At 56.0% G+C, this 13,208-nt stretch carries 13 protein-coding genes; 7 read left to right on the forward strand and 6 right to left on the reverse strand.

Annotated elements, in window-relative coordinates; genetic code table 11:
- Positions 1-6: 6 nt before the first annotated feature.
- Positions 7-477, reverse strand: a complete 471-nt coding sequence (gene bcp / locus ACOTZC_RS11605; RefSeq protein ID WP_023308759.1) for a thioredoxin-dependent thiol peroxidase — start codon at positions 475-477, stop codon at positions 7-9.
- Positions 477-1,046, reverse strand: a complete 570-nt coding sequence (locus ACOTZC_RS11610) for a glycine cleavage system transcriptional repressor (RefSeq protein ID WP_023308758.1) — start codon at positions 1,044-1,046, stop codon at positions 477-479. Before ACOTZC_RS11610 ends, bcp begins: the two co-directional genes overlap by 1 nt.
- 145 nt (positions 1,047-1,191) lie before the next feature.
- On the opposite strand from ACOTZC_RS11610, the gene dapA reads away from it, so the two are divergent.
- The 6 genes from dapA to ypfH all read left to right on the forward strand — a co-directional run bounded on the left by dapA (position 1,192) and on the right by ypfH (position 7,649).
- Positions 1,192-2,070: a 4-hydroxy-tetrahydrodipicolinate synthase gene (gene dapA, locus ACOTZC_RS11615; RefSeq protein ID WP_023308757.1), complete on the forward strand. Its 879-nt coding sequence runs from the start codon at positions 1,192-1,194 to the stop codon at positions 2,068-2,070.
- A 16-nt stretch (positions 2,071-2,086) separates the two neighbouring features.
- The gene (gene bamC, locus ACOTZC_RS11620; protein ID WP_023308756.1) at positions 2,087-3,121 is read left to right on the forward strand and encodes an outer membrane protein assembly factor BamC; all 1,035 of its coding nucleotides are present in this window, start codon (positions 2,087-2,089) and stop codon (positions 3,119-3,121) included.
- Positions 3,122-3,230: 109 nt separating this feature from the next.
- Positions 3,231-3,944 carry a phosphoribosylaminoimidazolesuccinocarboxamide synthase gene (purC, locus tag ACOTZC_RS11625; RefSeq protein ID WP_023308755.1) on the forward strand — a complete coding sequence of 238 codons (714 nt, stop codon included), beginning with the start codon at positions 3,231-3,233 and terminating at the stop codon, positions 3,942-3,944.
- Between the two features lie 120 nt (positions 3,945-4,064).
- Positions 4,065-4,934 (forward strand): neutral zinc metallopeptidase, encoded by an 870-nt coding sequence (locus tag ACOTZC_RS11630; RefSeq protein ID WP_126303517.1) that lies wholly within the window; start codon positions 4,065-4,067, stop codon positions 4,932-4,934.
- Positions 4,934-6,880, forward strand: coding sequence for a tRNA(Met) cytidine acetyltransferase TmcA (locus ACOTZC_RS11635; RefSeq protein ID WP_248161692.1), 1,947 nt, complete (start codon positions 4,934-4,936; stop codon positions 6,878-6,880). Before ACOTZC_RS11630 ends, ACOTZC_RS11635 begins: the two co-directional genes overlap by 1 nt.
- Positions 6,881-6,953: 73 nt before the next feature.
- A complete protein-coding gene (gene ypfH, locus ACOTZC_RS11640; RefSeq protein WP_023308752.1) occupies positions 6,954-7,649 on the forward strand; it encodes an esterase in 696 nt (231 codons plus the stop codon).
- 37 nt (positions 7,650-7,686) lie between these two features.
- Here the strand turns inward: ypfH and ACOTZC_RS11645 are convergent, their stop codons facing one another.
- Genes ACOTZC_RS11645 through ACOTZC_RS11655 form a run of 3 tightly spaced genes read right to left on the reverse strand, consistent with a single transcriptional unit; the run spans position 7,687 to position 9,397 of the window.
- Positions 7,687-7,884 carry a hypothetical protein gene (locus tag ACOTZC_RS11645; protein WP_239633041.1) on the reverse strand — a complete coding sequence of 66 codons (198 nt, stop codon included), beginning with the start codon at positions 7,882-7,884 and terminating at the stop codon, positions 7,687-7,689.
- A 24-nt stretch (positions 7,885-7,908) separates the two neighbouring features.
- Positions 7,909-9,036: a succinyl-diaminopimelate desuccinylase gene (gene dapE / locus ACOTZC_RS11650; RefSeq protein WP_045355343.1), complete on the reverse strand. Its 1,128-nt coding sequence runs from the start codon at positions 9,034-9,036 to the stop codon at positions 7,909-7,911.
- Between the two features lie 10 nt (positions 9,037-9,046).
- Complete coding sequence (locus tag ACOTZC_RS11655) at positions 9,047-9,397, reverse strand: ArsC family reductase (protein ID WP_023308749.1); 351 nt, start codon at positions 9,395-9,397, stop codon at positions 9,047-9,049.
- Positions 9,398-9,784: 387 nt separating this feature from the next.
- Between ACOTZC_RS11655 and ypfM the strand changes: the two genes are divergently transcribed.
- Positions 9,785-9,844 (forward strand): protein YpfM, encoded by a 60-nt coding sequence (gene ypfM / locus ACOTZC_RS11660; protein WP_015572204.1) that lies wholly within the window; start codon positions 9,785-9,787, stop codon positions 9,842-9,844.
- 109 nt (positions 9,845-9,953) lie between these two features.
- On the opposite strand, the gene acrD is transcribed toward ypfM, so the two are convergent.
- Positions 9,954-13,067, reverse strand: a complete 3,114-nt coding sequence (acrD, locus tag ACOTZC_RS11665; RefSeq protein ID WP_248161693.1) for a multidrug efflux RND transporter permease AcrD — start codon at positions 13,065-13,067, stop codon at positions 9,954-9,956.
- Positions 13,068-13,208 lie beyond the last annotated feature (141 nt).

Genomic DNA, 13,208 nt, shown 5'->3' on the forward strand with positions numbered 1-13,208 from the left:
TGTTTATCAGGCGTTCTCTTTCAGCCAGTTCAACACCACGTCGTGGTGGTTGCTGGTTTTGAAGTCGTCAAACACATGTTCAACTTTACCGTCAGCGTCAATCAGGAAGCTGATGCGGTGAATACCGTCGTAGGTTTTACCCATAAACGTCTTCTCGCCCCAGACGCCGAACTGCTCGCATACCTGATGGTCTTCATCAGAAAGCAGCGTGAAGTTCAGCAGCTCTTTTTCAGCAAATCGTGACAGCTTTTCTGGTTTATCCGTGCTGATACCCAGCACTTCCACGCCGACTTTTTTCAAGTCGTCCATGTTGTCGCGTAAGCCGCAGGCCTGTACGGTGCAGCCGGGGGTCATGGCTTTCGGGTAGAAATAGACCAGAACACGCTGTCCCTGGAAGTCGGTCAAATTTACTTGCTCGCCGTCTTGATCCGGTAAGCTAAATTTCGGTGCGATGTCACCGGCTTTCAGTGGGTTCATTACTCAACTCCATCCTGTTCGTGCTGCGAATAATTGACGACGCTTATACTGCCCTGCGCGTTTAATTCTGTACAGAGGGCTTTGAACGCTTGCTCGATATTTGACGCATCCTGTGAGGCAGGGCTGTGCGCGGTAATTTGAATAAACAGCACCGGAAGACCATGGTCATCGCTTGTCTGCGTACGGGAAACCAGTTCGGCAATATTCATCTGATGGCTGTCAAAAAGCGCCGTGAAACGCTCAATCAGATGCGGAGAATCAGGCACTTCAACCTGTACCCAGACGGTAGAAGGCAGTGCCGGACGCGGACGCGCGGTGGTGCGCTTCATGACAATCAGCAAGTCCAGTTCGGCCCCTTTCAGCGGCAGGGTCGATTCAATCAACGTAATGGCGTTCCATGTCCCGGAAAGCAACATAATAAATGTGAACTCTTCGCCAAGCATCGCCAGACGGCTGTCTTCGATATTACAGCCGCAGCTGCTTACGTGACGGGTGATGGTGTTCACGATACCCGGCCTGTCGGCACCCAGCGCAGTGATAACCAGGTAATGTTGTGATGAGGTTGTCAAACCTGTTCTTCCTTTGCATGGTTAAGTCTTCCTAAGGAAAGCATAAAAAAAACATGCATACAACCGCCTGAGAGCCTCAGGTCGCTTGCTTTTATTACAGTTCCAAACGTAACATTGAGGCTCTTGTTCGCACAGAGGATGGCTCATGTTCACGGGAAGTATTGTCGCGCTTGTTACACCGATGGATGAAAAAGGTAATGTCTGCCGGTCAAGCATGAAGAAGCTCATTGATTACCATGTCGCCAACGGAACCTCGGCGATCGTTTCGGTAGGGACTACCGGTGAATCCGCAACGCTGAGCCACGACGAGCACGGCGATGTGGTGATGCTGACCCTGGAACTGGCGGACGGACGTATTCCGGTCATCGCGGGGACAGGGGCTAATGCAACCGCAGAAGCTATCAGCCTGACCAAACGTTTTAACGACAGCGGCATCGTTGGCTGTCTGACGGTGACCCCTTATTACAACCGTCCTACTCAGGAAGGTTTGTTCCAGCACTTCAAAGCCATCGCTGAACATACTGACTTGCCACAAATTCTGTATAATGTGCCGTCCCGTACCGGTTGCGATATGCTGCCGGAAACCGTTGGTCGTCTCTCGGAAGTAAAAAATATTATCGGTATTAAAGAGGCGACAGGGAACTTAAGCCGCGTTCATCAGATCAAAGAGCTGGTTTCAGACGACTTTATCCTGTTGAGTGGTGATGATGCGACCGCGCTGGACTTTATGCAGCTCGGTGGTCATGGCGTGATCTCCGTAACGGCAAACGTTGCGGCGCGCGATATGGCAGAAATGTGCAAACTGGCCGCAGCCGGTCACTTTGATGAAGCGCGTGTCATTAATCAGCGTCTGATGCCGCTGCACAATAAATTATTTGTCGAACCCAATCCGATCCCAGTGAAATGGGCATGTAAGGAGTTGGGACTTGTAGCATCCGACACGCTGCGTCTGCCAATGACACCGATTACCGACCACGGTCGTGACATCGTCAGGGCGGCGCTGAAGCATGCCGGTTTGCTGTAGAGTTTAGGGAGATTTGATGGCTTATTCAGTACAGAAGTCGCGCCTGGCGAAGGTTGCGAGTGTTTCGCTTGTTATGCTGCTCGCTGCCTGTAGTTCAGATTCGCGCTACAAGCGCCAGGTGAGCGGTGATGAATCCTATCTGGATGCGACCCCGCTTGCTGAACTTCACGCACCGGCTGGTATGATCCTGCCGATTCAGAACGGCGATTATAATATTCCCGTGACCAACGGCAGCGGCCCGGTCGGTAAAGCGCTTGATATTCGTCCGCCAGCACAGCCTCTGGCACTGGTCAACGGGGCGCGTACCCAGTTCACCGGTGATACGGCGTCTCTGATGGTTGAGAGCGCGCGCGGTAGCACGCTGTGGCCGCAGGTTGTCAGCGTCATTCAGTCGAAGAACTACACCATCGATAAACGCGATGACGCCAGCCAGACGTTAACCACCGACTGGATCGAATGGAACCGTCTGGATGAAGACCAGCAGTACCGCGGTCGCTATCAAGTCTCCGTTAAACCACAGGGTTACCAGCAGGCGGTTAACGTTAAGCTGTTGAACCTGGAGCAGGCGGGTAAACCGGTTGCGGATGCCGCGTCCCTGCAGCGTTACAGCACCGAAATGCTGAACGTGATTGCCGCGGGTCTGGATAAGACCGCTACCGATGCCGCCAACGCCGCGCAGAGCCGCAACGGCGCGACCTTCGATGTACAAAGCGGTGCGGATGATACCGGCCTGCCAATGCTGGTGGTGCGTGCACCGTTTAACCAGACCTGGCAGCGTCTGCCAGCGACGCTGGAAAAAGTGGGCATGAAAGTGACCGACAGCACGCGTTCAACCGGCAGCATGACGGCAACGTATAAGCCGCTCTCCGACAGCGCATGGCAGGAACTGGGCGCGAAAGATCCTCAGCTTGCCTCCGGTGACTACAAGATTCAGGTAGGCGACCTTGATAACCGCAGCAGTCTGCAGTTTATCGATCCAAAAGGTCACACGCTGACCCAGTCGCAGAACGATGCGCTGGTCGCTGTCTTCCAGGCAGCATTCAGCAAATAAATACGAGGGCTGGTGAATCCAGCCCTTTTTATTTTAGTGCTACGCAAACGTGTGCGTGGCATAATATCCCCAGTTTTGAACACAAATCATCACACCAGGAGTAATGAAGATGCAGAAGCAAGCTGAGTTGTATCGTGGCAAAGCGAAGACCGTATACAGCACGGAAAACCCGGATCTGTTGGTGCTCGAGTTCCGCAATGATACGTCAGCAGGGGATGGCGCACGCATTGAGCAGTTCGATCGTAAAGGCATGGTGAACAACAAGTTTAACCACTTCATTATGACCAAACTGGCCGAAGCGGGCATCCCGACCCAGATGGAAGCGTTGCTGTCCGATACGGAATGTCTGGTGAAAAAACTGGATATGGTTCCGGTTGAGTGCGTTATTCGTAACCGTGCGGCGGGCTCCCTGGTGAAGCGTCTCGGCATTGAAGAAGGTATCGAACTGAATCCACCGCTGTTCGACCTGTTCCTGAAAAACGATGCCATGCACGACCCGATGGTCAACGAATCCTACTGCGAAACCTTCGGCTGGGTGAACCAGAAGAACCTGGCGCGCATGAAAGAGCTGACCTACAAAGCCAACGACGTGTTGAAAAAACTGTTTGATGACGCGGGTCTGATCCTCGTTGACTTCAAGCTGGAGTTTGGTCTGTTCAAAGGCGAAGTGGTGCTGGGCGATGAGTTCTCACCGGACGGTAGCCGCCTGTGGGATAAAGAAACCCTGGATAAAATGGACAAAGACCGTTTCCGTCAGAGCCTGGGTGGTCTGATTGAAGCGTACGAAGCGGTTGCTCACCGTTTAGGCGTTAAGCTCGACTAACTTCCTCACTTGCCAAAGGATGTTTGCATCCTTTGGCGTCTTACCTTTGTTTCCTATGGTAATCTTGCCGTTAACCGCCTACGATCATAGCTATTATAAATGGAATAGTTCGAGGTGGTTATGCGCTGGCAAGGGCGTCGTGAAAGTGACAATGTAGAAGACAGACGCAGTGATGGCGGTGGCGGTCCTTCAATGGGTGGGCCAGGCTTCCGGTTACCCAGCGGCAAGGGCGGTATCATCCTGCTGATTATGGTTTTAGTCGCGGGGTACTACGGCGTCGATCTCACCGGTTTAATGACCGGTCAGCCGCTGCAACAGCAGCAGCATTCTCAGCGCTCCATCAGCCCGAATGAAGATGAAGCGGCCAAATTTACCTCCGTTATTCTCGCCACAACAGAAGACTCCTGGAGTCAGCTGTTTGAGAAGATGGGGCGTACCTACCAGCAGCCGAAGCTGGTGATGTACCGGGGGGCAACCCGCACCGGATGCGGTACCGGGCAATCTGTGATGGGGCCGTTCTACTGCCCGGCAGACGGCACCGTCTATATCGATCTCTCTTTTTACGATGACATGAAACGCAAGCTTGGCGCCGACGGTGATTTTGCCCAGGGCTACGTGATCGCGCATGAAGTCGGCCATCACGTGCAAAAGCTGCTGGGGATTGAGCCAAAAGTGCGCCAGCTCCAGCAAAATGCGTCTCAGGCTGAAGTGAACCGCCTTTCCGTTAAAATGGAACTGCAGGCGGACTGCTTCGCGGGCGTCTGGGGCCACAGCATGCAGCAGCAGGGCGTGCTGGAATCCGGCGATCTTGAAGAGGCGTTAAATGCCGCTCAGGCTATCGGTGACGACCGCCTTCAGCAGCAAAGCCAGGGGCGCGTCGTGCCGGACAGCTTCACTCACGGTACCTCACAGCAGCGCTATAGCTGGTTTAAACGCGGCTTCGACAGCGGCGATCCGGCGCAGTGTAATACCTTCGGCAAAGCGATGTAATGCTGCAGTTTGAACAGCTGATAAGCGAGCTTGAGCGCACCGGCCATCGTCGGCTGGTGGTGCTCAGCGGCGAGGCGCAGTGGACGTTAACCCAGGCGCTGGCCCTGCGTGACGCCTTGCCCGGAGACTGGGTAAGGCTTGACGAACATCCTTCAAAAGCCATCAGCGGTCTGCTGGGACGCGAGTTCCGGCATGCCGTTTTTGACGCCAGCGCCGGGTTTGATGTCGCCGCGTTTGCCGCCCTGAGCGGAACGCTAAGCGCCGGAAGCCTTCTGGTGCTGCGGGTTCCGCCGCTCGACGCGTGGTCCGGGTTGCCAGACAGCGATTCACTGCGCTGGAGCGACGGCGCAGAAGCGATAGCCACGCCGCATTTTGTCCACCATTTCTGCCGGACGATTGCCGCCGATCCCGACGCGATTGTCTGGCTTCAGGGCCGCGCGTTTTCCCTTCCGCCTTTACCCGACGCGCCAGACTGGCAGCCTGCCAGCGGCGCACCGCAGCGCGAGCAGGCTGAGATCCTGGATGTGCTGCAGGGGATGGCGGAGGGCATCGTGGCCGTTACCGCCGCGCGCGGGCGCGGAAAATCAGCCCTGGCAGGCATGTTGCTGAACCGCATTGCGGGCAGCGCCGTGGTTACCGCGCCGTCGAAGGGGGCGACGGATATCATCGCCCGCTTCGCCGGAGAGCGTTTTCATTTTATGGCCCCGGACGCGCTGCTTGCCTCTTCACGCCGGGCTGACTGGCTGATTGTTGATGAAGCCGCTGCTATCCCCGGACCTCTGCTGGAAAAGCTGGCTGTTCGTTTCCCTCGCGTGTTGTTGACCACCACGGTGCAGGGCTATGAAGGGACGGGCCGGGGATTCCTGCTTAAATTCTGCGGTCGATTTACCGGGCTGCAGCGCTACAGCTTATCTACACCGGTACGCTGGGCGGCGGGCTGCCCGCTTGAGCGGGTTGTCGCCAGCGCGCTGCTGTTTGACGATACGCTGATCGACCGCCGCCCGGAGGGAGAGGTGCGTTTAACCTCCCTGACCCCGGAGGCCTGGGAACGCCGCCCGGCGCTTGCAGCGAGCGTATACGAGCTCCTCTGCGCGGCGCATTATCGCACCTCGCCGCTCGATTTACGCCGCATGATGGACGCGCCCGGGCAGCAGTTTGCCGTTGCAGAAACGGACCCTGATATCGCCGGGGCGCTCTGGCTGGTGGAGGAGGGCGGGCTCTCCCCTGAGCTTAGCCGCGCCGTGTGGGCAGGATACCGGCGTCCGCGCGGTAACCTGGTGGCGCAGTCTCTGGCGGCGCACGGCGGCTCTCCGCTGGCGGCGACGCTCAGAGGACGACGGGTCACCCGCATTGCCGTACATCCTCACCGTCAGCGGGAAGGGATTGGCCAGGCGCTTGTTCGCAGCGCCAGCGGCGAAGATTATCTGTCGGTGAGCTTCGGCTATACCGATGAGCTTTGGCGTTTCTGGCAGCAATGCGGGTTTGTGCTGGTGCGGATGGGCAGCCATCGTGAAGCCAGCAGCGGATGCTACACCGCGATGGCGTTGCGGCCGCAGAGCGAGGCCGGGCGTCAGCTGTGCGAGCAGGCACAGCGGCGTCTGAAGCGCGATGCGCGGGTATTATCGGCCTGGAACGGTGAAAAGATCCCCGTGGAAGACGGCTGGGAAGCTACCCTTAATAAGGACGACTGGCTGGAGCTGGCTGGGTTTGCTTTTGCGCATCGGGCGTTTTCAACCTCGGTTGCCGCGCTGACGCGGCTGTTGTTAACCGTGGACATGCCGCTTCCGGCCCTGCGTGGGAAAATGGAAGGGAAAGTGGAAGACGTCGGGCGAAAAGCGTTGCTGGCAACGTTGCGGAGTGAAACTGCGCAAGCGATTGAAAGCCTTGACTATCCGCGCTGCCAGCAGTTGAAAGAAGACATTTTGCAATGGCAATTTTTTCAATGACTTCTTCAGTAAAGTGGCATGGTCATTCACGTCGGGAGGCGTAGAATCCAGGTCATCTATTAAGGAGACCACCATGAAACACGACCATTTTGTTGTTCAAAGCCCTGACAAACCGGCTAAACAGTTACTGCTTCTGTTTCATGGCGTTGGCGATAATGCCGTCAATATGGGTCAGATTGGCAGCTGGTTTGCGCCCGTTTTTCCGGAGGCATTGATTGTCAGCATCGGTGGCGTAGAGCCATGCGGTCCGAACGGACGCCAGTGGTTCTCTGTTCAGGGCGTGACGGAAGAGAATCGTCAGGCTCGCATCGACGCCATCATGCCCACCTTTATCGACATCGTCCGCTACTGGCAGCAGCAGAGCGGCGTGGGTGCCGACGCGACCGCGCTGATTGGCTTCTCGCAGGGGTCAATCATGTCGCTGGAAAGCGTAAAAGCGAAGCCGGGTCTGGCGTCACGCGTCATCGCGTTTAACGGCCGCTTTGCGACGTTACCGACAAGCGCGACCACGCAGACCACGATCCACCTGATCCACGGTGGTGAAGACCGGGTGATTGAGCTCTCGCATGCGGTTGCCGCCCAGGAAGCGCTGATTCGCGAAGGTGGGGACGTGACGCTGGATATCGTGGACGATCTGGGCCACGCGATTGACGACCGTAGCATGCAGTTCGCGCTCGATCGTTTGCGCTATACCGTACCGAAGCACTACTTTGATGAAGCGCTCAGCGGCGGTAAGCCGGATAACGATGATATTGTAGAGTTTATGTGAGGTTTCCCCCTCTCCGGGGAGAGGGGAAACTTAATGATTACTTCTTCTTGTCCTTGTTCGGCCAGTCGTCGTCATCGTCCCACTTGTCGTTAAAATCACGGTGCGGGGGAAGATCCGGTTTGTTGGCGAGAAATTTTTTATGGTCAACGCGCTTAAGATCTTTAATCACGTTCAGCAGTACGCCAACCAGAAAAACTAACACCAGAATCCACCAGTACTTTGAAAGCCAATCCATTCGCTATTCCTCTCAGAGCGTTCGTCAGGCGACGAGTTGCTCCATAATACGTTGATACATACGGGCCAGCAGTTGCAAATCTGCCGCATTGACACACTCATTGATTTTATGAATGGTTGCGTTCACTGGACCCAGTTCGACAACCTGGGCGCCCATACGGGCGATAAAGCGTCCGTCTGAGGTGCCACCCGTTGTCAGCAGCTGTGGCTTAATTTCATTATAGTGCTCGATGGCGTTCACCACCGCATCCACCAGTTTGCCACGCTGCGTCAGGAACGGCTGGCCGGAAAGCCACCACTCCACGGTGTAGCGCAGGTGATATTTTTCCAGCAGGGCGACGACGCGCGCCTTGATCGTCTCATCGGTCAATTCGGTGCTGAAGCGGAAGTTAAACTGGACGAAGTAATCACCTGGGATCACGTTGTTGCTGCCGGTCCCGGCCTTGACGTTCGCGATCTGCATGCTGGTCGGCGGGAAGAATTCGTTGCCTTTATCCCACTCGATGCCCACCAGCTCGCTCAGCATAGGCGCAGCGCGATGAACCGGGTTATCGGCCAGATGCGGATAAGCAACGTGCCCCTGAACGCCGTGAATGGTCAGGTTACAGGTCAGCGAGCCGCGGCGCCCGTTTTTGACGACATCGCCCACCACTTCGGTACTGGACGGCTCACCAACCAGACAGTAGTCGAGACGCTCGTTACGCGCCATCAGCGCTTCAACGACCTTCACAGTACCGTTATGGGCGCTGGCTTCTTCGTCGGAGGTGATTAAAAACGCCAGACGGTTTTTGTGGTTTGGATGCTGAGCCACAAAGCGTTCTGCCGCCACGACCATCGCCGCCAGCGAGCCTTTCATGTCTGCCGCGCCGCGACCAAACAGCATGCCGTCGCGGATAGTCGGCTCAAACGGCGGGTTGATCCAGCGATCCGCGTCACCGGCGGGAACGACGTCAGTATGCCCGGCAAAGGCCAGCGTTTCGCCCTGGCCGCGCCACGCCCAGAAGTTCTGGGTATCGCCAAAATCCATGCGTTCAACGGTAAAACCGATGGCACGCAGGCGCTCAATCATAAGTGCCTGACAACCTGCGTCGTCCGGGCTAAGGGAAGGACGGCGAATAAGCTGCTGAGTCAGCTCAATGACCGGGCATGACATAAACTACACCTCAACGAAAAAAGTCGGAATAAAGGGTTTCACTGAAACCAAGCAGCATAGGCTGCCCTGGCGCGCAGAGCAATGGGCGTTTGATAATTGCCGGCATCTCGAGCATCAGTTTTGCCGCGCTGTCGGCGTCGTTGATGCTGGCGCGCAGAGATTCGTCCAGCTTACGCCAGGTGGTGCCGCGCGTGTTCAGCAGTGCTTCCCACCCCAGTTCGCCGATCGCGCTATGCAGAAATTCTGCATCAAGCCCGTCGGCACGGTAATCGTGGAAGCGATACTCCACGCCGTTTGCTTCCAGCCAGCGGCGGGCTTTTTTGATGGTGTCGCAATTTTTAATGCCGTACATCACAATCATGGTGAATCCTTTTGACCTAATGATGATTAAATGTTCAGTAAATTCGAAGATATATCCTTAAGTTGAATATAACACATTCAGGAATCGTCTGGATTTACACTTCTTCTTAATTCAACTCACATCTGTACGCTGAATATTCTTTCACCCTTTAAGCATAGATGTCCATAAAGTTTAAATTTCGAATAAACTCAGCGGGTAAAATAAAACTCACCCGTTTGGAGGGTTATTTCAAAATATTGCCAGCCGTCACAAAAAATTGAGGCCTCTCCGTTCATATTTATCATAAATCCCCGCAGGACGTGGGGTACAATCACAGCAATTGGTTAAATAGTCTTCACAATGATGGTCCGTTTTTGTAGAATGCGCATAATAATAAGAGAGGTTGTTATGATTGAACGTGAACTGGGGAACTGGAAAGATTTTATCGAAGGCATGCTTCGTAAATGACATTCAGTAAGAATTGCAAGAGCACTAAAATAAGTAAAATAACCATAGTGTCAATTAATCACACAATAAAAAGGCGGCCGATAATGCCGCCTTTTTTTATTTCAATCACTTACTCAGCGCGTTCCTTTAGCGGGAAGCGACGACGCACCAGCACAAAGAACAACGGCACGAAGTAAATGGCCAGAATGGTTGCCGAAATCATGCCGCCCATCACCCCCGTCCCGACGGCATGCTGGCTGCTGGAGCCTGCGCCCGTACTGGTTGCCATCGGCAGTACGCCAAAGATGAACGCCAGCGACGTCATCAGGATCGGGCGTAAGCGCTGACGGCAGGCGTGCAGCGTGGCGGCCATCAGCTCGTGGCCTTTGGCATTCATCTCGTTGGCAAATTCAACGATCAGAATGGCGTTTTTCGCCGATAGCCCAATCACGGTGAGCAGGCCCACCTGGAAATAAACGTCGTTCTCGAGGCCGCGCATCCAGGTCGCCAGCAGCGCACCGATAACCCCAAGCGGCACGACCAGCATGACGGAGAACGGGACTGACCAGCTCTCATACAGTGCGGCAAGGCAGAGGAAGACCACCAGCAGAGAGAGTGCGTAAAGTGCGGGAGCCTGTGCTCCGGAGAGACGCTCCTGGTAGGACATGGCCGTCCACTCCAGACCAAAACCGGCGGGCAGCTGCTGCACCAGTTTTTCCATGGTATCCATGGCGGTACCGGTACTGACGCCCGGCGCGGCTTCCCCGACGATTTCAACCGCAGAGTAGCCGTTATAGCGCTCCAGACGCGGCGAACCGCTCTCCCAGTGCGAGGTCGCAAAGGCAGAGAACGGCACCATGCCGCCAGCGCTATTCCTGACAAACCAGCGGTTAATATCGTCCGGCAGCATGCGGAACGGCGCGGCGGACTGGACATACACTTTTTTCACGCGGCCGCGATCCATAAAGTCATTCACATAGCTCGAGCCCCACGCCGTTTGCAGGGTGTCGTTGATATCGTTGATCGAGACGCCCAGCGCCTGCGCCTTACGCTGATCGATATCCACCTGCAGCTGCGGACTGTCGTCAAGACCGTTGTGGCGAACGCGGGTCAGGTCAGGATCGTTGCCCGCCAGCGCTAACAGCTTATCGCGTGCCGCCATCAGCGCCGTGTGGCCCGCACCGGCGTGATCCTGCAGCTCCATATCAAACCCGGCAGAACTGCCCAGACCGCTTATCGCCGGCGGGCTGCTGGCGAAGACGCGCGCCTCTTTAATATGCGCAAAGGCTTTAGTCGCACGTTCAATGATGGCGAATGACGTTCCGGTTTTGGTATCGCGCTCGTCCCAGTCCTTCAGACGAACAAACATGCGGGCGACGTTCTGCCCGTTTCCGCCAGGGCCGGAACCGACGGTGGAGAAGACCGATACAACGTTATCCTTCTCTTTCGTGAAGAAGTACTGCTCCACTTTCTGGACCACTTTCAGCGTCTGCTGCTGCGTTGCGCCGCTCGGGAGCTGAACCGAGGTGGTGAACATGCCCCGGTCTTCCATAGGCAGGAACGAGGTGGGGAGATGCATAAACAGCCAGACCATGCCGCCCAGCAGCACAACATAAATCATCATCCAGCGCAGGCTGCGGTGAAGCACTCGCCCGACGGCAGATTCATATCGCGCGGCATTGCGGTTGAACATCCGATTAAACCAGCCGAAGAACCCTTTTTGGCCGTGATGCTCCCCTTTGTGCAGCGGCTTCAGGATTGTGGCGCAGAGCGCGGGGGTGAGGATCAATGCGACCAGCACGGAGAGCACCATTGCCGAGACGATGGTTATCGAGAACTGGCGGTAGATCGCCCCGGTTGTGCCGCCAAAGAAGGCCATCGGGATAAAGACCGCCGACAGCACCATCGCAATACCGACCAGCGCCCCCTGAATTTGCCCCATGGATTTGCGCGTCGCCTGGCGCGGCGAGAGTCCTTCTTCGCTCATGATGCGCTCGACGTTTTCAACCACCACGATGGCATCATCCACCAGAAGGCCAATCGCCAGCACCATCGCAAACATCGTCAGGGTGTTAATGCTGTACCCGAACGCGTAAAGCACCGCAAAAGTCCCCAGCAGCACCACGGGGACGGCAATGGTTGGGATCAGCGTCGCACGGAAATTTTGCAGGAACAGGTACATCACCAGGAACACCAGCGCGATGGCTTCCAGCAGGGTCTTCACCACGTCCTCGATCGACGCTTTAACGAAGGAGGTGGTTTCATAGGCGACTTTATACTCCAGCCCGTGCGGGAAATACTGTGAAAGCTCGTCCAGACGGTCCAGCACCAGTTTCGCCGTGGCCATTTCGTTCGCGCCGGAGGCAAGCTTTATCCCCAGACCGGAGGCCTGATTGCCGTTAAAGCGGCTCAGGTAGTCGTATTTCTCCGCCCCCATTTCCACCGTGGCGACATCGCCGAGACGCACTTCCGACCCGTCCTGATTCACGCGCAGGGTAATGTTGCGGAACTGGTCCGGCGTCTGCAGCAGAGATTGTGAATTAATGGTGGCGTTCAGGGCCTGTTTATCGACGGACGGCGTTCCCCCCAGCTGCCCCACCGCAATCTGGGCGTTCTGGGCCTTGATGGCATTCGTCACGTCGGTTGCCGTCATCTGGACGCTGTTCAGCTTGTTGGGATCGAGCCAGATGCGCATAGAGTACTGTGAGCCGTAGGCGTCTATATCCCCGACGCCGTTAATCCGGCTGATGGGATCCTGAATATTACTGGCGACGTAGTCCGCGATGTCCTGTTTATCCATCGAGCCATCTGTTGAGACAAACGCGATGGTCAAAATGTTGGTATCACCGGTTTTACGCACGGTCACGCCCTGATTCTGCACCGCCTGGGGCAGCTTGCGCATGGCCGACTGCAGCTGGTTTTGGACCTGCTGCACCGCTTCGTCCGGGTCGGTGCCCGCCTTGAAGCTCAGGGTCACCGTCGCCTGTCCCGTGGCGCTACTTTGCGAGGACATGTACATCAGGTTATCCAGACCCGTCATGTTCTGCTCGATAACCTGCGTGACGGTATTTTCCAGCGTCTGTGCCGACGCGCCGGGGTAGTTTGCTGTGACGCGCACGTTCGGCGGTGCCAGGTCGGGGTATTGCTCAACGGGAAGTGAAGTAATCGCCAGGACGCCCGTCAGACACAACAGGATGGCAAGCACCCAGGCAAAAATGGGGCGATCGATAAAAAAATTCGCCATGAAAGTGTGACCTCGTTTTGCTGCACGTCATTATTGTTTATTGCCCGCATAACTTTAGCGGTAAGGCCCAGGTCAAACGTGGAGAAATAAAGGAGATAATGTAAATTATCATGCGCTTTTCCCTGCGCTTCCCTCTTTACC

The organism is Enterobacter cloacae complex sp. SHL009, assembly GCF_049237205.1.
GTDB lineage: Bacteria > Pseudomonadota > Gammaproteobacteria > Enterobacterales > Enterobacteriaceae > Enterobacter > Enterobacter cloacae_M.

What these genes read in the sequence shown, in the direction of transcription:
- dapA (WP_023308757.1), top strand. Translation starts at nt 1,192, where the DNA reads ATGTTCACGGGAAGTATTGTCGCGCTTGTTACACCGATGGATGAAAAA.
- dapE (WP_045355343.1), bottom strand. Translation starts at nt 9,036, where the DNA reads ATGTCATGCCCGGTCATTGAGCTGACTCAGCAGCTTATTCGCCGTCCT.
- ACOTZC_RS11655 (WP_023308749.1), bottom strand. Translation starts at nt 9,397, where the DNA reads ATGATTGTGATGTACGGCATTAAAAATTGCGACACCATCAAAAAAGCC.
- ACOTZC_RS11645 (WP_239633041.1), bottom strand. Translation starts at nt 7,884, where the DNA reads ATGGATTGGCTTTCAAAGTACTGGTGGATTCTGGTGTTAGTTTTTCTG.
- ACOTZC_RS11635 (WP_248161692.1), top strand. Translation starts at nt 4,934, where the DNA reads ATGCTGCAGTTTGAACAGCTGATAAGCGAGCTTGAGCGCACCGGCCAT.
- bamC (WP_023308756.1), top strand. Translation starts at nt 2,087, where the DNA reads ATGGCTTATTCAGTACAGAAGTCGCGCCTGGCGAAGGTTGCGAGTGTT.
- bcp (WP_023308759.1), bottom strand. Translation starts at nt 477, where the DNA reads ATGAACCCACTGAAAGCCGGTGACATCGCACCGAAATTTAGCTTACCG.
- ypfH (WP_023308752.1), top strand. Translation starts at nt 6,954, where the DNA reads ATGAAACACGACCATTTTGTTGTTCAAAGCCCTGACAAACCGGCTAAA.
- ACOTZC_RS11630 (WP_126303517.1), top strand. Translation starts at nt 4,065, where the DNA reads ATGCGCTGGCAAGGGCGTCGTGAAAGTGACAATGTAGAAGACAGACGC.
- purC (WP_023308755.1), top strand. Translation starts at nt 3,231, where the DNA reads ATGCAGAAGCAAGCTGAGTTGTATCGTGGCAAAGCGAAGACCGTATAC.
- acrD (WP_248161693.1), bottom strand. Translation starts at nt 13,067, where the DNA reads ATGGCGAATTTTTTTATCGATCGCCCCATTTTTGCCTGGGTGCTTGCC.